Origin of the sequence: Paenibacillus sp. RC73 (genome assembly GCF_044908085.1) — a bacterium.
GTDB classification, from domain to species: domain Bacteria; phylum Bacillota; class Bacilli; order Paenibacillales; family Paenibacillaceae; genus Paenibacillus; species Paenibacillus terrae_A.
The window spans coordinates 58,466-84,414 of record NZ_JBIYCV010000002.1; the positions used below are offsets into that span (position 1 = coordinate 58,466).

The 25,949-nt window shown below is 51.8% G+C and carries 18 protein-coding genes; 15 read left to right on the plus strand and 3 right to left on the minus strand.

The annotated features are described in order from the left end of the window. The first annotated feature begins 111 nt into the window (after positions 1-111). The 4 genes from ABH897_RS03805 (at position 112) to ABH897_RS03820 (ending at position 3,496) form a co-directional block, all read left to right on the plus strand. Positions 112-1,458 (plus strand): 2-hydroxycarboxylate transporter family protein, encoded by a 1,347-nt coding sequence (locus ABH897_RS03805; protein ID WP_283652552.1) that lies wholly within the window; start codon positions 112-114, stop codon positions 1,456-1,458. A gap of 76 nt (positions 1,459-1,534) precedes the next feature. Beyond that, positions 1,535-2,740 carry an NAD(P)-dependent malic enzyme gene (locus tag ABH897_RS03810; RefSeq protein ID WP_404580565.1) on the plus strand — a complete coding sequence of 402 codons (1,206 nt, stop codon included), beginning with the start codon at positions 1,535-1,537 and terminating at the stop codon, positions 2,738-2,740. Between the two features lie 171 nt (positions 2,741-2,911). Next, positions 2,912-3,286 carry a hypothetical protein gene (locus ABH897_RS03815; protein ID WP_044645105.1) on the plus strand — a complete coding sequence of 125 codons (375 nt, stop codon included), beginning with the start codon at positions 2,912-2,914 and terminating at the stop codon, positions 3,284-3,286. Positions 3,287-3,310: 24 nt separating this feature from the next. After that, positions 3,311-3,496, plus strand: a complete 186-nt coding sequence (locus ABH897_RS03820; protein ID WP_044645104.1) for a YfhD family protein — start codon at positions 3,311-3,313, stop codon at positions 3,494-3,496. Positions 3,497-3,583: 87 nt separating this feature from the next. Here the strand turns inward: ABH897_RS03820 and ABH897_RS03825 are convergent, their stop codons facing one another. Next, on the minus strand, positions 3,584-4,003 hold the full coding sequence (locus ABH897_RS03825; protein ID WP_283652550.1) for a hypothetical protein: 420 nt from the start codon (positions 4,001-4,003) through the stop codon (positions 3,584-3,586). A gap of 194 nt (positions 4,004-4,197) precedes the next feature. Between ABH897_RS03825 and prmA the strand changes: the two genes are divergently transcribed. The 5 genes from prmA (at position 4,198) to ABH897_RS03850 (ending at position 8,671) form a co-directional block, all read left to right on the plus strand. After that, positions 4,198-5,163 (plus strand): 50S ribosomal protein L11 methyltransferase, encoded by a 966-nt coding sequence (gene prmA, locus ABH897_RS03830; protein ID WP_404580563.1) that lies wholly within the window; start codon positions 4,198-4,200, stop codon positions 5,161-5,163. Positions 5,164-5,165: 2 nt separating this feature from the next. After that, a complete protein-coding gene (locus ABH897_RS03835; RefSeq protein WP_283652548.1) occupies positions 5,166-5,858 on the plus strand; it encodes a site-2 protease family protein in 693 nt (230 codons plus the stop codon). Positions 5,859-6,021: 163 nt separating this feature from the next. Next, a complete protein-coding gene (locus tag ABH897_RS03840; protein ID WP_404580561.1) occupies positions 6,022-6,786 on the plus strand; it encodes a 16S rRNA (uracil(1498)-N(3))-methyltransferase in 765 nt (254 codons plus the stop codon). Position 6,787: 1 nt separating this feature from the next. Then, a complete protein-coding gene (mtaB, locus tag ABH897_RS03845) occupies positions 6,788-8,131 on the plus strand; it encodes a tRNA (N(6)-L-threonylcarbamoyladenosine(37)-C(2))-methylthiotransferase MtaB (protein WP_283652546.1) in 1,344 nt (447 codons plus the stop codon). A gap of 105 nt (positions 8,132-8,236) precedes the next feature. After that, complete coding sequence (locus ABH897_RS03850) at positions 8,237-8,671, plus strand: NUDIX hydrolase (RefSeq protein WP_283652545.1); 435 nt, start codon at positions 8,237-8,239, stop codon at positions 8,669-8,671. Here the strand turns inward: ABH897_RS03850 and ABH897_RS03855 are convergent. Beyond that, the gene (locus ABH897_RS03855; protein WP_283652544.1) at positions 8,661-9,683 is read right to left on the minus strand and encodes a Na/Pi cotransporter family protein; all 1,023 of its coding nucleotides are present in this window, start codon (positions 9,681-9,683) and stop codon (positions 8,661-8,663) included. The two genes, ABH897_RS03850 and ABH897_RS03855, sit on opposite strands and share 11 nt — an antisense overlap. Positions 9,684-10,219: 536 nt before the next feature. Between ABH897_RS03855 and ABH897_RS03860 the strand changes: the two genes are divergently transcribed. The 6 genes from ABH897_RS03860 to ABH897_RS03885 all read left to right on the plus strand — a co-directional run bounded on the left by ABH897_RS03860 (position 10,220) and on the right by ABH897_RS03885 (position 24,769). Next, positions 10,220-11,596, plus strand: coding sequence for a class I SAM-dependent rRNA methyltransferase (locus ABH897_RS03860; RefSeq protein ID WP_283652543.1), 1,377 nt, complete (start codon positions 10,220-10,222; stop codon positions 11,594-11,596). Between the two features lie 230 nt (positions 11,597-11,826). Further along, on the plus strand, positions 11,827-15,393 hold the full coding sequence (gene addB, locus ABH897_RS03865; protein ID WP_283652542.1) for a helicase-exonuclease AddAB subunit AddB: 3,567 nt from the start codon (positions 11,827-11,829) through the stop codon (positions 15,391-15,393). Continuing rightward, a complete protein-coding gene (addA, locus tag ABH897_RS03870) occupies positions 15,390-19,484 on the plus strand; it encodes a helicase-exonuclease AddAB subunit AddA (protein ID WP_404591251.1) in 4,095 nt (1,364 codons plus the stop codon). Before addB ends, addA begins: the two co-directional genes overlap by 4 nt. Before the next feature lie 48 nt (positions 19,485-19,532). After that, entirely contained in the window at positions 19,533-20,717 is a 1,185-nt protein-coding gene (locus ABH897_RS03875) for an exonuclease SbcCD subunit D (RefSeq protein WP_283652541.1), read from the plus strand. After that, the gene (locus ABH897_RS03880; RefSeq protein ID WP_404591253.1) at positions 20,714-24,112 is read left to right on the plus strand and encodes an AAA family ATPase; all 3,399 of its coding nucleotides are present in this window, start codon (positions 20,714-20,716) and stop codon (positions 24,110-24,112) included. The genes ABH897_RS03875 and ABH897_RS03880 overlap by 4 nt, the downstream gene beginning before the upstream one ends. A gap of 264 nt (positions 24,113-24,376) precedes the next feature. Next, a complete protein-coding gene (locus ABH897_RS03885; RefSeq protein WP_044645091.1) occupies positions 24,377-24,769 on the plus strand; it encodes a hypothetical protein in 393 nt (130 codons plus the stop codon). 214 nt (positions 24,770-24,983) lie between these two features. On the opposite strand, the gene ABH897_RS03890 is transcribed toward ABH897_RS03885, so the two are convergent. Continuing rightward, positions 24,984-25,931 (minus strand): DMT family transporter, encoded by a 948-nt coding sequence (locus tag ABH897_RS03890; RefSeq protein ID WP_404591255.1) that lies wholly within the window; start codon positions 25,929-25,931, stop codon positions 24,984-24,986. Positions 25,932-25,949: the final 18 nt, after the last annotated feature.

Below are 25,949 nucleotides of genomic sequence, written 5' to 3' on the forward strand. Positions count from 1 at the left end.
TGATTACTTTAATTACAAAAGTGAATGATTAGTTTAAAAACCAAATAAAGCGTTTTCCGAAGTGTAGAATGGAAGCATGGTCATCATTCTTCACTACAAGGAGGGAGCTTTATGGAAAATGCTACAAACCAGCCGGTCATTCAAAAGTGGCAAAAATGGCGTAAAAATCCTGCAGACGGCATCAGGATGCTGGGCAGGATAAAAGTGGGGGTTATTCCGCTTCCGCTTTACGTCGTGATTGCGTTGATTGTATACGCAGCTGCGATTACACAGAGACTTCCGAACGATCTGCTGGGCGGATTTGCTGTCATTATGATTTTAGGCATATTGCTCAGTGATCTGGGGGCGAAACTTCCGCTGCTCAAGCATATTGGCGGTCCGGCCATTCTGTCACTCATGGTTCCATCGTTGATGGTATTTTGGAACATGTTTCCTCCATCTGCGATGGGTGCTGTACACACGCTGATGAAAACCTCGAATTTTCTTTATTTTTATATCGCTTGTCTGGTCACCGGAAGTATTCTGGGCATGGATCGGAAGATGCTGATGAACGGAATTGTCAAAATTTTTGCCCCCATTATAATAGGCTCCATTGCAGCCGTAGCAGTAGGTATGGTGGTGGGTATGGCTTTTGGCTACAGCGCCTATCATACGTTTTTTTACATCATTATTCCGATTATCTCCGGCGGGATTGGAGAAGGGATTCTACCATTGTCCATTTCATATGGATTGGTGCTGGGCAAGGATTCAGCGGTATTCGTATCCCAGTTTATCCCGGCCGCAATCATTGGCAATATTGTTGCCATCATAGGTGCGGGTATTTTGAAAAAAATGGCGGAGAAAAATCCTCATACTTCTGGTAACGGGAAGTTGTTGAAACTTGATAAAAAAGGGGAAAAGTTATCTTCGGTGAGTCTGGAACAACCTGTCTCGTTTCCATTGATGGGTGGGGGGCTGCTGCTAGCCTGTACTTTCTTTATTGTAGGTAAACTGCTGGAGCCGTATCTTCATATTCCTGGCCCGATTCTGATGATTCTGGCTGCGGCCTTAATGAAGTGTATTCAAGCGATGCCGGCCCAGATAGAGCAGGGAGCTTTTCATTTGTACAAATGTATTGCGGCAAGCTTGACATGGCCGTTGATGGTGGGATTGGGTATTTTGTATGTGCCTTTGGATAGTGTGATTGGAATTCTTACGATTCCTTATGCCATAACCTGCGCATCCGTTGTGGTTGCATTGATTGTTGCTGGATACTTCACAGGAAAATGGATTAACATGTACCCGGTGGAAGCTGCGTTGGTGACCAGTTGTCGTGGCGGATTGGGCGGTACGGGGGATGTAGCGATCCTGTCTGCATCGAATCGTATGGAGCTAATGCCTTTTGCGCAAATAGCAACACGCATTGGCGGGGCAGCCACAGTCATTTTAGCAACCTTGTTACTCAATTTATGGAGCTGATGAGTCTATACAAAAGCCTGATATCTATAACAAATGTACAGAAAAAATATACAGACATGAAAGGATGGAGAGAAGCATGAGTAGCTTGACAGAAGAGATCAGACAATTACATGAGGGCGGTAAAATGGAGACCCAACCGAAGCAGCCGATTGCAAGCATGGAGGAGCTATCCAAGATTTATACCCCCGGCGTAGCTGAAATCTGTATGGAAATTGCGAATGACCCAGCCAAAGCCTATCAATTAACGATCAAAAAAAATACAGTGGCGGTCGTATCGGATGGAACAGCGGTGCTAGGATTGGGAGATATCGGACCAGAGGCGGCTATGCCTGTGATGGAAGGTAAGGCGGTTCTGTTCAAACAATTTGCAGGCGTAGATGCATTTCCAATCTGCCTTAATACGAAGGATCCTGACGAAATTGTTCAAATTGTCAAAATGATTGCTCCTGCCTTTGGTGGTATTAATTTGGAGGATATCTCTTCACCGCGCTGCTTTGAGATTGAGAGACGATTAAAAGAGGAGCTGGACATTCCGGTATTTCATGATGATCAGCATGGTACGGCCGTCGTCGTGTTAGCAGGTCTGGTGAATGCATTGAAGGTATGTGGTAAAAAAATAGAGGATGTCAAAGTCGTATTTGCAGGTATCGGTGCGGCGGGTACGGCTTGCTCTCGGATGTTGCTCAAGGCGGGTGTACGCAATCTGATTGGCGTTGATCGGCAGGGAGCCATTCATCGTGGCGTGGAATATAGCAATCCACATTGGACGGAGTATGCGAGCATGACCAATCCGTACAATTTGAGTGGCAGTTTATCTGAGGTGATTGTGGGGGCCGATGTGTTCATCGGTCTGTCAGGCCCGGATTTGCTGAGTGTGAAGGATATTCAGAGCATGGCTGTTGATCCCGTTGTCTTCGCTATGGCGAATCCGAAGCCGGAGATTGATCCGGCTTTAGCAGCGCCTTATGTACGCGTTCTGGCTACGGGCCGCTCTGATTATCCTAATCAGATTAACAATGTACTGTGCTTTCCGGGAATTTTCCGGGGCGCACTGGATTGCCATGCCACGACGATTAATGAAGAAATGAAGCTGGCTGCCGGACTTGCCATTGCTGATGCGATCAGCCCTGAAGAGCTAAGTGAAACTTATATCATACCCAATGTGTTTAATCCGCAGGTAGTCTCTAAGGTTCGGGATGCTGTAGTTCGCGCTGCGTGGGAGACAGGAGTAGCCAAGGCAGGTAAAGCTCCTGCCGCTGCTTTGCACCCGCAAAAGTTATAATCTTCACAAGCTACTTTCCAACCGTTTCAGCATACTAAACTCGGTGTTGTTTGTTCCGTTCAGCCTTCGTGGGGAATATAAATCCGTGCCAATGAGCAGGATATAGCAAAGCGCAACTGTCTATGTTTTTGAACAGGAGTTGCGCTCAATACCACACAGGGAGTTTTGGGGATGAGTGAAAAAAATATATTGGCGTATTTCAAAAGCCCCGAGGAAGCACAAGGAGCAGCTAGAAAGCTGGAAGCTCTCCGGGCAGCAGATGTATCTATAGACCGATTTAGCCGCTATCCCCGACAGTCTACGGGCAACGTCGGATTACCTGTATTTGCGGGACAAATTAGCAGCTTGTCCTCACTGACGCAGGGAGTGGAGTTTACGGATGCAACTCCAGCGATACTGGCTGCGGCTGATCCATCTGCCAGCGGAATGAGTGACGGCGGGCAAGGTGGGCCGACAGGCCGCGATATATTGTTAACCGCTGTGGTGGATGAATCCATTCATCATCAGGCGATGTCTATTGTGGAACAAGCGGGTGGTATGCTGTGAAAACGTTGGAAGGAGCTGTGACAGATGCCCACAAACAAACGGTTCGATAAAGTGCTGACCAAAACCGAGAAAATCAAGCGTGCACAATCTGCTAAAAATGAGGATGTTGAGTTCTCGGCAGAGCAGGCAGATGCTCAGGATTTGGAAGCGATCCGGCGCGGTGAAGTAGCTGATCGTCGTCAGGAGCGCATCATAAACGACAGCGAGTAGAATTCAATAAGACGGGTCATCCCTATCATTAAATATGATTTGTGGGATTGCCCGTCTTATTTGTGTTTCATCCTCTTGTCTATTTAATTATCCGCTATAGGCTGTTGCGCTAAAAACAAGGGGACCGGAGACGAAAGCAGTAGTCGCAGGCGTTTGATTTTCAATAATCAGTTGATAGTTTTGCACGCCCAGAGGTGCAACATCTACCGTTTCGACATTAATGATAATGTTGTCGTCAAACAGATTAGTCTGCAGTCCGTAATAAATTTCCTTGCCGGCTCTCCATATACGTACAAGTGTTCTAATGTTGCCCGCACCAACAAAACGCAAGCCTATGGATGCCTTTAATTCTACCCGATTGTTAACAGCTCCAGGAATAGTCGGATCAATAAATACGGAAGCAGTAGCAATCCCTAGTCCGGCTGGAGAAATAGGAACCGGAAGACTAATCCCATTGGTAATAGGTGTGATGACAGCAGCATTATAATCCAAAACGGTTTTGGCCATTATAAGTCACTCCTTCTTTGAATATACTATATTGTATGTACTAGAGTTAAGGAGGCTTGGACTAAAAGAGTGGGCAACATGCACAAGTTCTACAAAACATTTTGCACTTCGATGATACTAGCTTTTTTGAACTCCTATGCATGTATATAGTACAATATAGAGTATGCATGTGAAATGAGGAGGAAATGAAAACCATGTTGTGGCATGAAATTACAATACATACAACCGAAGAAGCCGTCGAAATGATTTCGAATTTTCTGCACGAAGCAGGTGCGGGAGGGGTTTCCATTGAAGAATCCGGTTCGCTGAACAAACCACGCGATACGTCCTATGGACAGTGGTATGATCGGCCCTTGAATGACATTCCTGAAGGACAAGCGACCATCAAGGGTTATTTTGCCGAAGAAGTTGAGATGGACGGCATCCGTTCGCAAATTGAGCCACGCGTCGAAGAATTGAGAACATTCGATATTGACCCTGGCGAGGTTCGGTATGAGCTGAAAACGGTCAATGAGGATGACTGGGCGAATGCCTGGAAGCAATTTTTCAAGCCTTTGCGTGTGTCGGATCGTCTAACGATCAAACCGACTTGGGAAGCCTATGAGCCTGCCAGTGAAGATGAAAAAATCATTGAGCTGGACCCTGGCATGGCCTTTGGCACCGGAACGCATCCCACAACATCACTTTGTCTGAGAGCGTTGGAATCTGTGATCAAGGGTGGAGAAGAAGTCATTGATGTGGGCACAGGCTCCGGCATTTTGGCGATTGGAGCCGTGCAACTGGGAGCGAAGCATGTACTGGCTCTGGACCTTGATCCCGTAGCGGTATCTAGTGCGCGGGAAAATACCCATCTGAATGGGTTGGAGGATCGCATTACCATTAAAGAGAGCGATCTGCTGTCCGTGCTGAATGCGAGCGATCCGACGCTGGGTATCCAACTGCCAGTCAAGCTGGTGGTCGCTAATATTTTGGCCGAAATTATTTTGCTGTTTATTGATGATGTGTACAAGGCTCTGGAGCCAGGTGGTATTTATATCGCTTCAGGGATTTGGAAGAACAAAGAAGGGGTTGTCGAAAACGCATTGAAGGCGGCGGGCTTCGACATTGCCGAAACGTGCCGGGATGAGGATTGGCTGGCGTTTGTGGCGAGAAAGAGGTAACCATGGATTTTTTACAAAATATTTTTCGTGTGAAGTTAGAGGTTCTTCCATTTTACTTGCTGGCTCTGATCATATCTTTTACGGTACATGAGTTTGCACATGCGTATTATGCCAATAAATTCGGTGACCCTACAGCCAAGCTGCTGGGACGCGTGACTTTAAATCCGGCAGTGCATATTGATCTGATGGGTACGTTGCTACTGCTGATCGGGGGTTTTGGCTGGGCCAAACCGGTTCCGGTCAACCGTGACAATTTCAGTCGCCCACGTTCTATGGGGATTGTCGTGTCTGCTGCTGGACCACTGAGCAATTTGCTGCTTGCCTTTGTGGCTACCCTGATTTATGCGGTGCTGCTTCATTTTCAGGTGCTGCCGAATATCGAGAATCAGCGGGTGGCTCAGGCCATCAACTTGTTTATCAATTCACTGATTAGTTTGAATCTGTTTTTGTTTATTTTTAATCTAATTCCGCTGCCACCGCTGGATGGTTACCGGATTGTGGAGGATGTGGCCCCTACACCTCTGCGCCGCAAACTTCAGTATTTTGAGCAGTGGTCTATCTTTATTTTTCTGTTGATCCTTGTTATCCCGCAGGTGAGGGCGGTGACGATTGAGCCGCTGTACGTGCTTTCCCAGACGATTTATGTGCAGTTTTTGCAGTTTGCTTTTTACATCATCGGATTATTCGGAGCCTAACGGCTCCTTTTTTTGCGGGTATGGAAGGTAGTATAACAATTGAAGCAGCAACATACTGGTCATGCGGGCGCAAAAGATGATATGATGGTGCTTGGTGATTTATTCGGATATTGTACAGAAAGCCAATGGATAACAGTTATTTTCAGAATAGGTGTGAGAGACAATGCAGCGTTATTTTATTCCGGCAGAGCAGTTTCTGGAAGACCATGTGATCGTGGCGGGTGAGGATGCGCGACATATTGCCAAGGTCATGCGCGGTCGTAGTGGTGACAAAATTATAGTCAGTGACGGGGTATCAAAGGAAGCGCTGGCTGCGCTGGATACGATAGAACAAGATCGTGTAACGGCGACGATAGTCGAGCCGCTGGAGATGACCTCCGAACCGCATGTGCAGGTCACCATTGCCCAAAGTCTTCCCAAGGGAGACAAGATGGAGACCGTTATGCAAAAATGTACAGAAATCGGGGCAGCGGGGTTTGTCCCGTTTTTGTCCGAGCGTACGGTCGTGCAGTATGATGCCAAAAAGGAAGGCAAACGGCTGGAGCGATGGCGCAAGATTGTAAAGGAAGCGGCTGAGCAAAGCCACCGTAACCGGATTCCGGAAATAAGTGCGCCGATGACGTGGAAAGAGCTGCTGGCTTCTTTTTCGCAGTATGATTTGATATGCTATTGTTATGAAAAAGAGCAGGGGCGGCAGCTACGGGACGTGATTCAGCCTTTGGCAGGACAATGGACGTCGATGGACAAGCTGCGTGTTCTGCTGATAGTGGGTCCGGAAGGTGGATTCAGCGAAGCGGAGAGCCTGGAGGCCGAGCAGGCCGGGGCGCAGTCTACGGGGCTGGGAAGACGCATTTTGCGTGCGGAAACCGCAGGTATGACTGCATTGGCTTGCATTTTATATGAGTCAGGAGAAATGGGAGGGGTTTAATATGCCGTCAGTGGCATTTTACACATTGGGTTGTAAGGTAAACTTTTATGATACAGAAGCGATTTGGCAGCTGTTCAAAAATGAAGGCTATGAGCAGGTAGATTTTGATGAGCAGACAGCTGACGTCTACCTTATTAATACGTGCACCGTTACGAATACCGGCGATAAAAAGAGTCGTCAGATCATTCGCCGTGCGATTCGTCGGAACCCGGATGCTATTGTGGCAGTGACGGGCTGTTACGCCCAGACTTCTCCTGCAGAAATTATGGATATTCCCGGTGTCGATCTCGTTATTGGTACACAGGATCGGGACAAAATTATTCCGTTTGTTCAGGAGATTCAAGAGTCGCGTCAACCTGTGAACGCTGTGCGCAACATTATGAAAACGCGCGTGTTCGAGGAAATGGATGTGCCTGATTTTGCTAACCACACACGTGCGTTTTTGAAAATTCAGGATGGCTGCAACAACTTTTGTACCTTCTGCATCATTCCGTGGTCGCGTGGTTTGTCCCGCAGCCGCGATGCCGCGAGCATTATGACTCAGGCGCGTCAACTGGTACATGCGGGTTATAAAGAAATTGTGCTCACAGGCATTCATACAGGTGGTTATGGTGACGACATGGACAATTATGATCTGTCCGATCTGCTGTGGGATCTGGAGAAGGTAGAAGGGCTGGAGCGTATCCGTATCAGCTCCATTGAAGCCAGCCAGATTGATGAAAAAATGCTTGATGTGCTGAACCGTTCCACCAAGCTGGTACGTCATTTTCACATTCCGCTTCAGGCGGGAGATGACACCGTGCTGAAACGGATGCGCCGCAAATACACAACAGAAGAGTTTTACAATAAAATGCTTATGATTCGCAAGGCGATGCCGGATGTGGCGATTACGACAGACGTTATTGTTGGCTTTCCTGGGGAAACGGACGAAATGTTCCGCAACGGTTATGAGCTGATGAAAAAAATTGGCTTCTCGGAAATGCATGTGTTCCCTTATTCCAAACGCAGCGGTACGCCTGCGGCGCGTATGGAGGATCAGGTGGATGAGGACGTGAAAAATGCACGTGTGCATGAGCTGATTGAACTGTCAGAGCAAATGCAGTTGGCTTATGCAGAAAAGTTTGTCGGTCAGGTGCTGGAGGTCATTCCGGAAGTTGCGCCGAAAGGGACCGAAGATAGCGGCATGCTTCACGGTTACAGTGACAATTACATTCAACTGGTGTTTGAAGGTACTAAGGATCTGGTTGGCAAGGTGTGCCGCGTGAAGTTGACGAAGGCGGGCGTTAATGAAAGTGAAGGCCAATTGGTCCGTGTGCTGGAGAATGGACTGCAAGCAGCCCTATAATAACTAAAAAAAGCCTGAATAGGCCATAGAGATGGCAAACAAGGATTTCGCCTTTCCTTACAGGGAGGACGGAATCCTTGTTGCGCAAGGAAAGGGGATTGCAGGATGGCAGAAAAAAAGGAAATTTCCGCCGGCGGTGTGGTGTACCGCAAACAGGGGGAGCAGCTTGAAATTCAGCTGATAACCGATCGATACGGCAAGGTCTCCTTGGCTAAAGGTAAAATGGAGCAAGGAGAAACGATCGAACAGACGGCTTTACGTGAAATTCGTGAGGAAACAGGGCTGAACGGACGGATTATCCAGCATGTGGATATGATTGCTTATACGTATCAGCATCCTGAATTCGGGGAAGTGGACAAGGAAGTCCATTATTATCTCGTAGAAGCACTGGATGGGGATTTACAGGCACAGATTGAAGAAATTAAAGGTGTTGCATGGCATACGCCTGAGGAAGCATGGCGTCTCCAGCGCCAAGGCGGATATGACAACAATGATGTCATTTTGAGCAAGGCGCTGTCCATGCTTGGAATTAACGTTTGATGATGTTGGGAGACATGCGATTCTCCAAACGTGTCCATACAGGTAAATAGCAGATTGGCAAGACAAGCAGAGAGCTGATCACGTTAAACAGGGTTTGAGCATGGGCGACCCTGGCTCCAGGCTCAGCAGATATCCAGGCGGCTGCCATTTCCAGCCCAGGGATCAGCGGCATAAACAGCAACGCCCCGCCTACGTTCAGCAGCACGTGGGACCAGGCCACAAATTTGCCGGACATGCTGCCGCCGACAGCCGCAATCAGGGCCGTCACGCAGGTGCCAACGTTGGAGCCGATGACGATGGCGATACCCACATCGACTGGCAAAGCTCCCGCAGCAGCAAGGCTGATCGCCATACCAATAACGGCGGCGCTGCTGTGAACCAGTGCGGTCAGGCAGGCCCCGGCTGCGAAGGCCCACCACATGTTGGCCGCGGCGTGGTCAAGAAACCAGCGGAACAGCCCGGCCTGCTCAATCCAAGGGCCGACTGTTTGCATCACTCGGATACCCGCAAGGATCAGCGAAAATCCGGCAAAGGCGAGGCTGATATATTGTACAGCCTGCGGTCGGCTGAGTTGATTGGGGCTGGATGGTGGCTCGGCAGACGCATACTGGCGGCTGGAGACAGCCTCGCCCCACAAGACGGCGGTGCTCCAGCAAAGCAGCGAGCCGCAGAGCAGTGGAACAGCCAGTTTGCCTAGCTGGAGCCCCATCAGCTCGGTGGTCAGGCAGGTACCAATATTGGTACCGAGGATGATGCCGAGCGTGCGGCCGTAGGTCAACAGCCCGGCGTTGACCAGTCCGATGGTCAGCACCGTGACAGCGGTGCTGCTTTGCAGCAGGGCGGTAATGCCTGAGCTGAACAGCATGCCCCGCCAAGGGGAAACGGTGGCCCGGTTTAGCCAGCGGGTGAGGAAGGGACCAGCCAAATGCCGGAGGGCCGCTTCCATCAGCTTCATCCCGCCCAAAAAAATAAGCAGCCCACCGGACAGCGGCAAAATAACATGAATAAACACGGGCGTTCCCCCTTTCTAAACCGTTTTACGTTGGCCAATTAAGGACGCTTCGTAGTCTATTTGATCTTACGATCGCTACGCTTCTCCAGATTCAAATGGACCGCTACGCTGTTACCTGCCTTTAAAGTGGAATGATGTTCCCCTGTGATTCACTCGGAATAAAGAACTTGAACCTAAGCAAAAAATTCTTTTCAAAACTGCTGAGACGCTTATGTAACAGCCTATGATCTGTCAAGGACAGCCATGACAAGCATGACCAAGCTGTTTTTTAGGAAAACGAAAATTTTTATAGAACTTCACAAGCTTTAAAAGTGTGACGTCGATATTAAGGCGGGCAGTAGCGGAGCGGTTCATTTGAATCTGGAGAAGCGGTAGCGTTCGCCTTTGCAGGGGGATTCTTACCATTAAAATTATTTGTAAAATCCAAGAATCCCATTGCAACAGCGATCGTAAGATCAAATGAATCGCGGAGCCGCGCCCCATCGAACCCCACACTTTTAACACTTTGATTAATCCAAGAATGGGAGTGAAGGACTTTGCCTTCAGTAATATTGGAACGCAGCCGCAAAAAAAGGCTGGAACACGCGCACCCCTGGGTGTTTAAAAATGAAATAGCCAAGGTGGAGGGTGAGCCGGAGGCGGGTGATCTGGTCAGTATCGTAAACCATCAGGGCCGTTATTTGGCAACGGGTTACTATAATCCGGCCTCGCAAATTACGGTGCGTGTGATGTCCTACGAGCCGCTGGAAGCGATGGATCAAAGCTTTTTTGCCAAACGGTTCCGCGATTGTCTGGAGCACCGTGAACGTTTTGTGACCGGGGGAGACGCGTATCGGCTGGTATACGGCGAGGCTGATTTTTTACCCGGGCTGATTGTAGACCGTTTTGGCGACGTGTTAGTCGTACAATTATTAACGCTCGGTATGGATCGCCGCAGGGAAGAAATCAGGGATGCACTTGTTGAAGTGATTGGCCCTGTTGGTATATATGAGCGCAGCGATGTATCCATCCGCGAGCTGGAAGGACTGGAACAGACCAAAGGGCCTTTATATGGCGACTGCCCACGTCATGTCGTGGTAACGGAAAATGGTTTGCGTATCAAGGTCGATATTGTAGAGGGCCAGAAGACAGGCTATTTCTTTGACCAGCGTGAGAATCGTGCGGCGATTGCTCCACTGATGACGGGCTGGGGAGGACGCAGCGGAATTACGCTACAGGAAGTAGCAGAACAGGGTGACGCTGGCACAGCGGTCATGAAGCCTGTGAACAGAAGCGGCAAGGTTGTGGAGTTCCCATTCTGGGATGGTGCAACCGTGCTGGAGTGCTTTTCACATACGGGAAGCTTTACGCTCAATGCCTGCAAATACGGTGCTAAAAAAGTAACCTGTCTTGATATTTCCGAGCACGCAATTGAAAGCGCACGGGATAATGTCAAGCTGAACGGTTTTGAGGAACGCGTCGAGTTTGTCGTGGACGATGCTTTCCAATATTTGCGCAATCAGGTTAAAGGCTTAGAGGAACGCACCGCGCGGGCCGGGGGAAAGGGGGATACTTCCAAGCCGCTCACAGCAGGGGGCGGACGTACCTTTGATGTAGTTATTCTTGATCCGCCGGCCTTTGCCAAAACAAAGAATGCGGTCAAAGGAGCTACGCGGGGATATAAGGATATTAATCTGCACGGGATGAAGCTGGTCAATGAGGGCGGCTATTTAGTGACTGCGAGTTGCTCATTCCATATGCGGCCGGAGCTGTTTCTGGACACGATTAAGGAAGCGGCGGCAGATGCCGGAAAAATCCTCCGTCTGGTGGATTGGAGAGCGGCTGGCAAGGATCATCCCCAAATTCTGGGTGTGGAGGAAGGCCATTATTTGAAATTCGCTATTTTTGAGGTGCGTAGCCGGACACAACTGTAGAATTCATACACAGTTAACCGCCTTTTGGGATAGCGGAATAAGTAGATTAGGCTCGTTTTATCAATAAATCAGTCCTGTAGAGAAGGCATGCACCAAGCCAACCTGCGGGACTGTTTGTTTTTTGAGGGAGGATAAAATGCTACAAGATGGCAAACGTACGTTCTTTTCTCCCTTGCCTCATATGCTATACTGTTTAATAGATTGTTGTTCGTTGGAAAGGAGGCCGCATCATGTCGGTCCGTTTGTTAATTGGCCGCTCAGGCAGTGGGAAAAGCACGTTAATACGTCGTGAAATGACGGCTATGCTACGCAAGAAACCGCTAGGTAAGCCTATGCTGTTGCTTGTGCCGGAGCAATCGTCATTTGCTTCCGAGCATGCGCTGCTTACAGAAGCCGGAAACGGTATTCAGGGGACGGTGCGCGCACAGGTCATGGGATTTCATCGTCTTGCCTATTTGGTCATGCAGGAAACCGAGGGTTCGGCGCTGGTACCTGTGACGGAGGAAGGCAAGAAGATGCTTTTATATAAAATTATTCGTCGTCGCAAAGATGAACTGAGTTTATTTAAGGATTCGGGAGACCAACTGGGCTTTGTGGATCGGTTAAATACGCTGTTTACAGAGCTGAAGCAGTACGGGAATGATACTCGGTCTGTACCGGAGCAACTGGAGCGAATGAATGCTGCGGGGGAATCCACTCCGATTTTACGCGGCAAGCTCAAGGACATCAGTTTGATTTATGAGGATTTTGAAAGAGAGCTGACGCTTAAATATATTGACGGCGAGGATACGCTGCGTATGCTGGCGGAGCAGATTGCTGAGTCGTCCATTGTACGTGGAGCGGATATTTGGATGGATGGCTACCGCAGGTTTACGCCGCATGAATACAAGGTGGTGGAGCAGCTCATGCTGCACGCTTCTTCGTTGACGGTCGCACTGACCTGCAATCGTAGCTACGAGAGTGGACAGCTTCCGCATGAGCTGGATTTGTTTCATCCTTCGGCGGCTACCTATGTAAAGCTTAAAGGGATGGCGGACGAGCTGATGATGGAGACGCAGACACAATTGCTGCGCCCTGATCCGCTTCCGAGATTTAAGGACCGCCCGGCGTTGGCGTATCTGGAGGCAGAGTTTGAACGACGTGCGGGATATCGGAACCAGGAACGACCCATGCCGCAGCAACAGATGCGGGAGCAATGGAAAGATAAGCAGCCAGAAGAAATCAAACTGTATGCCGCAGCGAACCGACGTGTCGAGCTGGAGGGCGCAGTGCGCGAAATGCGCCGCCTGGCCCGAGATGAGGGGGCACGTTATCGGGAAATGGCTCTGTTTGTACGCCAGATTGAGGATTATGAGCCGTGGGTGGAGCCGATATTTAAGCAATATGAGGTTCCGGTGTTTCTGGATCAGCGCAGAAGCGTATTGCATCATCCCTTGGTGGAAATGATTCGGGCTTCGCTGGATATCGTCCAGCGGCGTTGGCGGTACGAGGATGTATTTCGTGCGGTCAAAACGGATCTGCTGTTGCCACAGGATGGACGGGTCAGCCGCGAGGATATGGACCGTCTGGAAAATTACGCATTGGCCTGCGGGATACAGGGCAGCCGCTGGACAGACGGACGGCCTTGGCAGGCTGTACCCAGCCTTTCGCTGGAGCTGGAGGAACAGGAGCGGAACCGTCAGCGGGACGAAACGCTGGATCTAATGGAGCTGTGCCGCGATGTGATCGTGACGCCTTTACGTGCGTTTGAGAAACGTCTGGGTAAGGCCCGGACTGCACTTGAGAAGTGTGAAGCGGTGTATTTGTTGCTGGAGGATGCAGAAATTGGGCATAAGCTGGATAACTTGATCCATCAGGCCGAGGAAGCGGGAAATCCCGAGCAGGCGAAGGAGCACCGTCAGGTATGGGATGCGGTGCTTGAGCTGTTGGATCAGATCGTCGAAATGATGGGTGACGAGAAGCTGGACACTTCTTTATTTGCCGATGTTCTGGAAACGGGTCTGATAGAGTACCGTATGGGTCTTGTTCCGCCAGCTCTGGATCAGGTGCTGGTCGGAAACACGGACCGTACACGCGTTGCTGGTATTCAACATGTCTTTGTGCTGGGTATGAACGAAGGTGTGATGCCAGCTGTATTTCATGAGGATGGCGTGCTGAACGAGCAGGAACGCACCGCCTTGAATGAACGGGGCGTAGAGCTGGCGCCGGATATGACAAGACGTCTGCTGGATGAACGTTTTCTTGCGTATACGGCGCTCACGTCAGCCGGAAGCAGTCTGTGGATGAGCTATGCCGTGACCGACGAAGAGGGCAAGTCGTTGCTGCCGTCAGAGTTGGTACGGCATGTCCGTCAACTGTTCCCTGCTCTGGAAGAGCACCCGTTAGCTGCCTATCCTTTGCCTCGGGACCCATGGGCGACTCAATGGGAGTATGCTTCCCATCCGTCCGAGGCATTGCCACAGCTGATCGCGCAATTCCGGCAATGGCGGCATGGTGGAGAGATTTTATCTCCCTGGTGGGAGGTATACAACTGGTATGCGGGCCAGCAGGGGCGTGAAAGGGACAAGCTGCGTCAGTTGCTGACCTCACTTTTTTACGAAAATCATGCCGAAATGCGGAAAGAAACGAGTCGCCGTCTGTATGGCAGCAAGCTGCGTACCAGCGTATCTCGTATGGAACGTTTTGTCGCTTGTCCGTTTTCGCATTTTGCTTCCCATGGTCTTCGCTTGAAGGAGCGCCAAATGTATCGGCTAAAGGCACCGGATATCGGGCAGTTGTTCCATGCGGCGCTCGGAGAGATGGCGATGAATTTACGTAAACGAAACGTAAGTTGGGGGAGTCTCAGTACAGAGGAATGCCGACAAGAGGCGGAATCGACGGTGGAGCGTTTGGCCCCTCGTCTGCAAGGCGAGATTTTAATGAGCTCCAAGCGGTACGGGTACATTTTGCGCAAGCTGAAAGACATTGTGAGTCGGGCTTCGCTGATTTTGGGTGAACATGCGCGTAGAGGCAGCTTTGAGCCACTGGAGCTGGAGCTGGGCTTTGGGCCGGGAGAAAAGCTTCCTCCTCTGACCTTTCGACTGGACAACGGTGTGGTGATGGAAATCGTCGGACGAATTGACCGCGTGGATGTGGCAGAGGGAGAACAAGGCTTGCTTTTACGCGTCATTGACTACAAATCCAGCCAAAAGGATCTCAAGCTGCATGAAGTGTACTATGGCTTGTCCTTGCAAATGCTCACATACCTGGACGTGCTGCTGAATGCGGCGGAGGAATGGCTTGGCGAGACGGCTTATCCGGCGGGTACGCTGTATTTTCACGTCCATAATCCGATGTTGCAGTCGCCGAATGGTCTGAGCGCGGAACAGGCCCGTCAGGAGCTTCTAAAACGCTTCAAGATGAAAGGGCTATTGCTCGCGAATCGGGATGTGGTTGGGCAAATGGATACGGCATTGGACAAGGGGTATTCCTCCATTTTGCCAGTTGCGGTAAAGGCGGACGGCAGCTTTTACAGCAGTGCGTCTGTCGCTTCGCCGGAACAGTGGGATAGCCTGCTGGCTTCGGTACGCGATAATATCCGAACGATTGGGACACGTATGACAGAGGGCGACGTGGCGATTGAACCTTATCGTATCCAGCAAGAGACGGCATGTACCTTCTGTTCTTTCAAACCTGTTTGTCAATTTGATGACAGTCTGGAAGGTAGCGGCTACAACCAATGGGGGAAACCCGGCAAGGATCAGATCTGGGATTTGCTTGGTCATACGCAGGAAGGGAAAGGAGGAATGGACCAATGATAAGTACATCAGACACCAACGGCATACCCAAGCCGGAAGGCAGTATGTGGAGTGATGACCAGTGGCGTGCGATTTCTGAATCTGGCAACAACATGCTGGTAGCGGCAGCGGCGGGGTCTGGTAAAACAGCGGTGCTCGTAGAGCGCATTATTCGTAAAATCGCCGATCCGCGGCTCGGTTTCAGCGTGGATCGGTTGCTGGTAGCGACCTTTACAAAGGCTGCTGCCGCCGAAATGCGCCAACGTATACGTGAAGCTTTGGAACGTGTGCTGGAACAGGAGCCGGATAGTGAGCATCTACGTCGTCAGCTATCGCTGCTGAATCGGGCCTCGATTACGACACTTCACTCTTTTTGTATGGAGGTCATTCGCAGGCATTATCAGGCCATTCCTCTTGATCCCGGTTTTCGGATTATGAATGAGCATGAGACGGAATTGCTGCGGCAGGAGCTACTGGAAGAATTGTTTGAGGAAAAGTATGAGGCTAACGATGAAGGCAGTACATTCCGCAGACTGGTGGACTGGTTTAGCGGTGAGCGTACAGATGATGCGATGTATGTGCTTGTTCAGCGCTTGTACGATTTTTCGCAAAGTCATCCCTGGCCAGAGCACTGGCTGAGCGAGACGGCAGCAGCGTTCCGTGTACAGGATGTGGCGGCTTTGGGAGAAACTCCTTGGGTCCGCAGCATTTTGGCGGATGCGGCACTTTCGCTGCGCGGAGCAGCAAGCCTGCTGGAGCAGGCGTATGAAACGGCTATGCAGCCCGGCGGCCCTGCGCCCTATGCAGTGACGCTGCAAGAGGATACCGCGATGGTGAAGGGACTATTGCAGGAGCTGGAGACACAGCCGTGGGCATCGCTGTATGATCACTTTCAGATAGCGGCCTTCGGCAAGCTCAAGCCGGTCAAAAAGGATCAGACTGAGCCTGCACTACAGGAACGGGTCAAGGCGCTCCGTGAGGCAACCAAAAAAATGATTATAGATATGAAGGCATCCCTGTTCGGCAGGAGAGCAGAAGCCTATTTGGAGGAACTGCATGCGGCGGCTCCTCTGATGGACGAACTGGTGGAAACCGTTATTTTATTCGGCGAACGATTTCAACAGCACAAGCAGTCTAAAGGGCTGGTGGATTTTGGAGATTTGGAGCACTATTGTCTAAAAATATTACGTCATCCCGACTCCACTCCGCACAGACTGCTGCCTTCAGACGCTGCGCTTGAATACAAGGAGCAATTCGACGAGGTACTGCTGGATGAGTATCAGGATACGAATACGGTACAGGAGGATATCGTCAGGCTGGTATCCCGTGAAGAGCCGGGTAACCGTTTTATGGTAGGGGACGTAAAGCAGAGTATTTATCGGTTTCGGCTGGCGGAGCCGGGTCTGTTTTTGAACAAATACCAGCGATACGGTATGCAGGAACAGGAAGATGGCTTTTTAGTTGATCTGGCGCGTAATTTCCGCAGTCGGGTGGAAGTCGTCGATGCAGTCAATCTGGTGTTCCGACAAATCATGAGCGTGGATGTGGCGGAAATTGAATACGATGAACGGGCATGGTTGGCGCATGGTGCTTCCTATCCTGAACAGACGGAAAAGGATGCCACATCCCCGTATGCACCTGAACTGCTGTTAGTTGATAAAGGCGGGCGCGGTCTTTCGGAGGCTCCGGAACTGTCCGAAACGGGTGATGAACCCGCTTTACAGGAAGGCGAAATGGCTGAGCTTGCGGAGCTGGAAACGGCACAATTGGAAGCTCGCGCAATCGCGCAACGGATTAAGGAGCTGACGGGAGATACAGGCCAACCGCTGTTGATTTATGACAGAGGGTTAAAAGCGATGCGTCCGGCAGTCTTCGGTGATATTGTCATTTTGCTCCGTTCGGCAAGCATATGGGCACCGCTGATTGTAGAGGAACTGCGTCTTGAGGGCATTCCGGCATCCGGGGAGCAGACGACAGGCTTTTTCAAAGCAACGGAAGTTGAGGTGATGCTGTCTCTGCTACACATTATTGATAATCCGCAGCAGGACATCCCGCTGGCATCTGTGCTTCGTTCACCGATTGTAGGCTTGACCGAGGACGAGCTGGCACAAATCCGGCTGGAGAAGCCGGACGGACTATTTTATGGCGCTCTGCTTGCGGCGGCTGAGGCTGACCATACACAGGATAGCGAAAATAGAACGTCCAGCGACATGCTGGAATTGGAGCTTCTCGCAGGAGATTCGAGAGATGCCTCTGATATGGATGACAGAAATAGCGGAAATACGTTGCCTGCCCGACTGCATTCGTTTTTGCGCGATTTGGAAGCGTGGCGGCAGGAAGCAAGACAAGGCAGCTTGAGTGCATTGATTTGGCGTTTGCTGGAGGAAACGGGATATCTGGATTGGGTAGGTGGATTGCCTGGCGGCTCCCAACGTCAAAGCAATTTGCGGGCGTTATATGACCGGGCGAGACAATATGAGACTTCAACCTCTAACCGGGGCTTGTTCCGGTTTTTGACCTTTATTTCCCGTTTGCGAGAGCGAGGCGGTGATTTAGGATCATCCAGTGGCGGTACTGAACCCGATCAGGCTGTGCGCATTATGACGATTCACAAAAGTAAAGGACTAGAATTTCCTGTTGTGTTCATCGCGGGAACGGCTAAAATGTTCAATCAGCAGGATCTGAATGCGCCGTTTCTGATGCATAAGGAGCTGGGGTTTGGTCCCAAATATGTGGAGGAACAAAATCGGGTCAGCTACCCGACGCTGCCTAATTTGGCGATCCGTCGACGCTCCCAGCTGGAGCTGTTGGCTGAAGAAATGCGGGTGCTGTACGTGGCGCTTACGCGTCCACGTGAAAAGCTTATTATGACCGGAACGGTAAAGGATCTTGCTGCACGCGCTGCGGGTTGGGCACGTGCCAAAGAGCATACGGAGACAGTTTTACCCGATTATATGCTGGCGGCAGGCCGCAGTTATCTGGACTGGGTAGGTCCTGCGTTGATCCGACATCCTTCTGCTGCTGTACTGAGGGAAGCGGCAGGGGATCAGGAGGGGGACTATCACAGGCTGGAAACTATGCCGGGCGGGGATTGGCTATTTAGAATCATAGCTTCGGAGACTCTTTCCGGCTCTCGTTTGAATTCGGACCCTGGGGAAGAGACTGTTAATGAAGAGCGTCAGCAGAAGACGGTAGCGTTGAAAAATGCCGAGCCGATCGACAAAAGGTGGCTCTCATCCGATTCCGTATCCAATAGCCCAGCAGATATGACAACAAGGGCTGATGCAGATATTGCCGCTGCGCTTTCCTGGTCCTATCCGTATGAACGGGCAAGCAAGACGGCGGCGAATACATCGGTTACCGAAATGAAAAGATGGCTAACGATGCAGGAAGCTGGATCGGAAGATTGGCTGAATCTGTCTTCTTTTCAAGTAGCAGAGTTACCAGAGGAGATGGAAGATTCTCAGACTGGGGGAAATCGATTGCACTTGCGCAGACCCAAATTTATGGGCAATCGGCAACTGACGCCAACGGAGCGTGGAACGGTATACCATACGCTGTTCCTGCATTTGCCGCTGGGTGGTGTGATGAACGCCGAGGTGATTGAGGAAACGAAGGCCCGTCTGCTGAACCAGCGCTTATTGCTGGATGTTCAGGCGGAGGCATTAGATACGGATAAAATATTGCGCTTCTTCACCAGCGAGCTGGGTCGCAGATTGCTGGAGGCATCCCATGTTCAGCGTGAGCTTCCGTTCACCTATACGATAGGAGTCGCTGATTTTTGGAGCCGCAGCTTGCCGTCGATGCTGTCTGCACAGGAAATAGAGTCAGGAGCCGAGCAACAGGAGGAAAACATGACGTCAGAGCCTGGCCACGATGATAGAGTGCTGATGAACGGGATTATTGACTGTCTTTTTGAAGGGCCAGAAGGGCTGGTTTTGCTTGATTACAAAACAGACCGGGTTTCCGAATATAGGACGGTGCCTCATTTAACGGAGCAATATCGTTTTCAACTGGAGCTGTACGCACATGTGATCGAAGATATTACAGGTACAAGGGTTGCTGAGAAGTGGTTGTATTTTCTGGAGGCTGGAGAAAGTGTGCGGTTGTAGTTATTTAATATTTAATGGACGAAATGAAAAGGAGAGAGGAGGAACAGCATGCGGATTTTGCATACGGGAGATTGGCATTTGGGGAGAACGCTGGAAGGGCGCAGCCGTTTGAAGGAGCAGGAGGCGTTCCTGGAAGAATTGGCGAAAATGGCTGACGATCAGCAGGCAGATCTGATTATGATGGCTGGAGACGTGTACGACTCGGTCAATCCTCCAGCCGCTGCCGAGCAGCTATTTTATGAAACGTCTGCCCGTTTAACGGCTGGAGGAAGACCGCTGGTCGTTATTGCGGGGAATCATGATCAGCCGGAACGGGTATCCTCGGTTACGCCGCTAGTGAGTCAGCGCGGAATTACGTTGCTGGGGCTGCCCAGCGGGGAAGCGGTGCGGATTCATACACCGCGTACAGGAGAAATGGCATGTATCGCAGCCTTGCCTTATCCTTCGGAGTCCCGCCTGAATGAGCTGTTGTCCGAGGACGGAGACGAAACGGTGTTGCGAGAGGCTTACAGCCGTCGTGTGGGGATGCTGATGGCACAGCTCGGTACGGCGTTTCGGCCTGATACCGTTAATCTGTCCATGAGCCACATTTATGTGCTTGGCGGGCTGGAGTCGGATTCGGAGCGTCCGATTCAGGTCGGGGGAGCCTATACAGTAGACCCGTCTGCGTTGAGCATCGGGGCGCAATATACGGCTTTGGGGCATTTACACCGTCCCCAATATGTGAAGGGTGACGGGCTGATGCGCTATAGCGGATCTCCGCTGGCTTATAGCTTTTCCGAAGCAGGGCAGGCCAAATCAGTCACGCTCATTGACGTGGTCGCAGGCAAGCCCGCACAGGTCGAGGAGCTGTACATTACGAGTGGACGGCCTTTAGTGAAATGGCGTGCACGGGGAGGTCTGGAAGAGGTGTATCGCTGGCTGGACGAAGGGCTGGATGCGGACGCCTTTATTGACCTGGAAATTACGCTGGAGGAAGCGATGTCTCTGGGAGATATTCAGCGGCTGCGTAAAAGCCGTGAAGGCATCATTCACATCCGCCCGATGTATCCTGAAATGGCGGCAGCACAGCTGGAACATCAGCGCTCAGAGCTGCCGGTTCACGAGCTGTTTCGGGCTTTTTATCAACGGCAAACTGGCGGCGCACAGCCGGATGACGGATTGGTGCAGCTATTTTTGGAGTTGGTGGAACAGGATGATGCAAGGGACCAGGCCGAGGAGGAGGATGTATGAAACCGATTCTTCTGAAATTGGCGGGGTTGCAAAGCTACCGGGAGTCGCAGGAAATCCATTTTGATGAGCTTACCGAAACCGGACTATTCGGGATCTTTGGCCCGACAGGCAGTGGTAAATCGACGTTGCTGGACGCGATTACGTTGGCTATGTACGGTAAGGTGGAGCGGGCGATGAATGGAACACAGGGCATTATGAATCATGCCGAGGATACGCTGTCCGTTGCGTTTACGTTCGAATTGATGTCAGCCCAAGGACCTCGTCGTTATCGTGTGGAGCGCCGATTCAAACGGGCTGGAGGCGTATCGGTGAATAATACGCTTAGTCGATTTATCGCGTTCACAGCGGACGGCGAGGAAGTTCTTGCTGACAAGGTGCAGGACGTGACGCGTTGTGTCGAGGAGTATATCGGCCTGAAAATGGACGACTTTACACGTGCTGTTGTATTGCCACAGGGGAAGTTTGCCGAATTTTTATCTTTAAAGGGCAGTGAACGGAGACAGATGCTGCAGCGTTTGTTTCATTTGGAAAAGTACGGAGACCAGCTCGCACAGAAGCTGAGCCGCCGTGTGAAGGACAATGACGCTGCACTGAAAGCGCTGGAAGCGGAGCAGCAGGGTCTGGGCGATGCGGGTGCCGAAGCGCTTGAACAGGCAGAGCAGCGTCTCAAAGAGGCTTTTGCCCATGCAGAGGCCTCTCGCCGTGAGCTGGAACGGGTGTCGCGCGAGACGGAAGCGTTGAACAAAATCCGTGAGCTGGTCCTAGAGCGTAGCCGCCGGGGGAACGAGTTGGAACAACTGGCGGCATTGGAGCCGGACATTGCTTTGCTGGAGAGCAAGCTCCGTCAGGCCTCCGCAGCCGAGGCATTGCTGCCTGCGCTGACAGATTGGAAGGAAGCCGCTGCCGAAGCGGATAAGCGCCGGAAGGCGGCGGAAGAAGCGGCGGTGCAGGCAACATCGGCGCAGGAGGCTGCGGTTGTGTCTGTGCAAGCAGACGAGCAGGCCCGGCAAGCTCTGGGTGCAGAGGAATCGAAGCTGTTGCTTCGAATCGACCAGTTGGAGCAGGCGCTGCAATTGGAGCGTGATACGGAAGCGTTGCGGACAGAACGGGACCGTCTGGCAGCGGAGCTTGCGCAGAGTGAGCAAACCCTTGCTACATATGCCGAAGGACTCGCCAAGGAACAAGAGCTACAGGCGCGAGGATCGAAGCGGCAGCAGGAGCTTCAACAGGAATTGAAGCAAAATGAAGTGCGTGCAGATGAACGACGAATGCTTCAAGAGGCCGTGCAACGGCTGCAACAACTGGAGACGGCGGATGAGCAGCTACGCGAAGCAGAGCAGGATTGTGTCACGCAGGAACAAAGGCTTGCCCAGGCTGACGAACGCCTGAAGCTGACGGAGCAGGAGACACTTGAGACGGAGGGACGTCGTTCCGCCCTTGCCGCACAGACGGCTGAGGGCATCGAGGCGCTGCTCACGCTGGAGGCAGAGGTCACCGCCGATGTGTCGGCGCTGGCTGCCGAGGAAGAGCAGCTGCGCCATAAGCTGCGCGCCGAAGAGCTAGGCCGCCTCGCGCAGCACCTCGCCGCCGAGCTGCGCGAGGGCGAGCCGTGCGCGGTGTGCGGCTCGCTGCACCACCCCGCGCCTGCGGCCACCGCGGCCCATGGCGCGGATGCCGCTGCGCCGGACGAGCTGCACCGCCTGCGGCTGGGCTTGCAGGAGCTGCGCCTTACGCTGCGCCAGCAGCTGCACGAGCAGCGTAGCCTACTGGCGCAGCCCGCCGCCGCAGACGCCAGCGGCGCGGCCGCCACGGGCGAGCCGGCCGCGCCCACCGCCGCTCCAGCGCCGCCGCGTGGTGCCGCCGCTTGGGCGGAGCGCTGCGCGGCGCTGGAGCAGGCGGCCGCCGAGCTGGCCGCCCGTGCGCGTGCGCTGCCTGCGGAGGCGCACGCGTTACGCGAGGCGGACGCCGCCGGACAGCAGCGGCGTATCCGCGCAGCTGCCGAGCAAGAGGCGGCTGTCGCAGCGCTGACGCAGGCGCGGAGCAAGCGCGAGGCATGCACCACGCGCAGCGGGGCATTACGCGCCGAATGGGCAGCGCAGCTGCCGGACGTGGCGCTGGGCGAAGCCGCGAAGCGTTATCGCGCCATGCAGGAGCGCGATACGCGTGCGGAAGAGCTGCGGTCCCGGTTGGAGACGAGCGTGACCTTCCTCGAAGAGAAGGCGGCGCGTGTTCAGCAGATCCAGCAGAGCATCATCGAGGAAGACAAAATCATTATTGCCCGTCGTACCGGACTCCAGAATAAAGATGACTCGCTGCGCGAAAAAATGGTCCAGCTTCGTAAGTGGGTTGGAGAAGACCCTGCGGCTTCCTTGCTGGAAGAAGCGAACTCGCGCCTTCGAGGACTGAGAAACGGAGCCGAAGCCGCCGCACGCCGCCGCGCTGAAGCGGAGGAACGCAAGCAGCAAGCCGTTCATGCTTCGCTGATTGCCCGGCAGGCATCTGATTCGGCAGAAGAAAGACGGCAGGTATCGGAGTCCCGCTGGAGCAGTCGTCTGGAAGCCTCCCCTTTTGCTACCGAAGCAGAGGTCGTGGAATGCTGTCTCGGGCCGGAGGAAGCTGCACGTTATGAACGTGCAGCGAGTCTGCACCGGGAACGTGAAAAAGAGCTGTCCTCCCGTTTAAAGCATGTGGAAGAACAGCTGGATGGAGCAACAGTGACCGAGGAACAGTGGGAAACGGCCGCAGCCCAGCTGCGTGATTGCCGTACACGTGACGAAGAGGCGCTTCAAAATCGTGCCAAGGCTGAGCGTGATTTGGAGGATTTGCAGCATCGGCATGTCCGCTGGATGGAGCTGGAGTCCAATCGCGCTCATTTGCGCAGCGAGGCAGAAAAGATGTCCAAGCTCCAGTCCGTTTTCCGGGGCAACGCTTTCGTGGAATACATTGCCGAGGAGCAGTTAATGCAAGTCAGTCAGTCGGCTTCACGCCGTTTACGTTTTCTGACCAAGCAGCGTTATGCGCTAGAGGTAGACTCCAGCGGTGGCTTTGTCATTAGTGACGATGCCAACGGCGGAGTCAAGCGTCCGGTATCGACCTTGTCCGGCGGTGAAACGTTCCTGACCTCCTTGTCGCTCGCACTCGCGCTGTCGGCCCAGATTCAATTGCGCGGCCAATACCCGCTGCAATTTTTCTTTCTGGATGAAGGCTTTGGAACGCTGGACCCTGAACTGCTGGACACGGTGATCACCTCGCTGGAAAAGCTGCATCACGATCAACTGTCAGTCGGCGTGATCAGCCATGTGCCCGAGCTGCGGGCCCGTCTGCCGCGCAAGCTGGTCGTTCTTCCCGCAGAGCAGGCTGGAGGCGGCTCCCGCGTGGTTATGGAAACATTTTGAAGCGACGTGATACAGATCACAGATACAGTTTCAAAGTGTTGTTATAATACAGCTAAGCCGACAAGTTAATCATACAGCACCCCGGCGGACGTATGCTGCGGAAGGAAACTTCCCGTCATACGTCCGTTCAGAGGGGCTCTACCAAGAGCCTCCGGGGTGCTTCTTTTTTTGTTTGCAAGCCGGAATTCGCCCAATTTGATGTAGCACATAGCCCATTTTTGAATAACATACGGTATACATGCAAGAGCCTAGGAGGAAACAACCATGGAAAAAAGCATGACCAACGAAAAAGGGACTGCACCAGAAAAAATGGATGCTAAAACGCTATGTCAACAGCATATGCACCGCTACGTATGCGTATGGGTGAAGGATGGAACGATGTATGATGGAATTGTGGAGCATGTGGATGATGAAAAATTATATTTGGCAGTTCCCGTGGGTGAAGCAGAGAACGTAAATCTTCCTTATCCGCCTAACAACTGCGGCTGCGGTTCCCGTGCTTACGGCGGCTTTGCATCCTACCCGCCATATCCGTACCCAGCCCCGGTACCCGGCATAGGCTACGGATATGGTTTCCCATATGGACGTCGGCGCTTTAACCGTCTGATCCTGCCGCTTGCTGCGCTGACCGCAATCAGCCTGCTCCCTTATTATTAAACCCCTGCCTTTTTAATCGCCATAGTGTGGTCATCATGACATACTTAAGGCTGCTTCTTCCGCCAAGAAGAAACAGCCTCTTTTTTTACCTGAGGATTTTGCAAAATCCTGATCTATGTCATTCCAAATCTAATCTCAGCCTGCCACCTACCTCATAACATGCCCTCAGCTATCTCGACAATCATTCTTTTCCAGCTCACTTCTCTATGAGCGATTACGTCTTAAGCGTGTCTGCACGAAGCGGTACTGTCTTTTTCCGGCCCAAATAATTGGTTCCGATCACCCCGGCTATGATCAGTAACGAGCCAATCAGATGGTACACTGTTATTTCTTCGCCAATAAACAAAGCCCCGGCTGCGATAGACACGATGGTCGACAGATTGGTAAATACGCTCATTTTCGATGCTTCTATTTTGGACAAAGCATAATTTGCAGTCAGTGAAGTGATAAGCGAGGCCACCACGCCAAGATATATAATGGACAGTACGAAAATGCCGTTGCCGGACAATGTGACAAACTGGCTCAGCGTTCCACCTTGAATATGTTTCGTGAGCGATACGACCAAAAACGTAATAAACCCGATGCCCATCATAAAATAACTGATTTCCGCCGGACTAAAATGCTTCGACAGAGAGCGTGCCAAAACGCTGTATCCGGCAAAAGCTACACACGTCAGGAACAGCATGGAGAGCCCGCCCAAATTGGACAAGCTAAAGCTGCTCCCTTTCATGATAAAGATGAACACAACGCCGAACACAGATAAAAAGATCGACAGCTTCTGTAAAAGGGTCGTTGTTTCTTTTAAAAATAGTGAAGCAATGATCATCGTTACAACGGGTGTGAAGGCATACATAATACCTCCCTCAGCGGAAGTTGCGTGTTGTAATCCAAATGCTTGTAGCGTGAAAAATCCCAACGGGTACATCAAAGCCAGCAGCAGCGCTTTAAATATGGGTTTGCCCCGATAAGATAACTTGACCCACCCCAAGGCCACCGGAATCGACAGAACTATAAAAGAAGCCGCAAACCGATAAGTCAGCGTATCCATGGGATGGGCATACACTAACGTCCTCTCCGATGAACTAAAGGTACAACAATGGACGAGCCTGTGGGATATCAAATTATCATAACTGTATCGGTACAATTTTATAAAATGGGGCATCCTTGTTATCCATAAAGC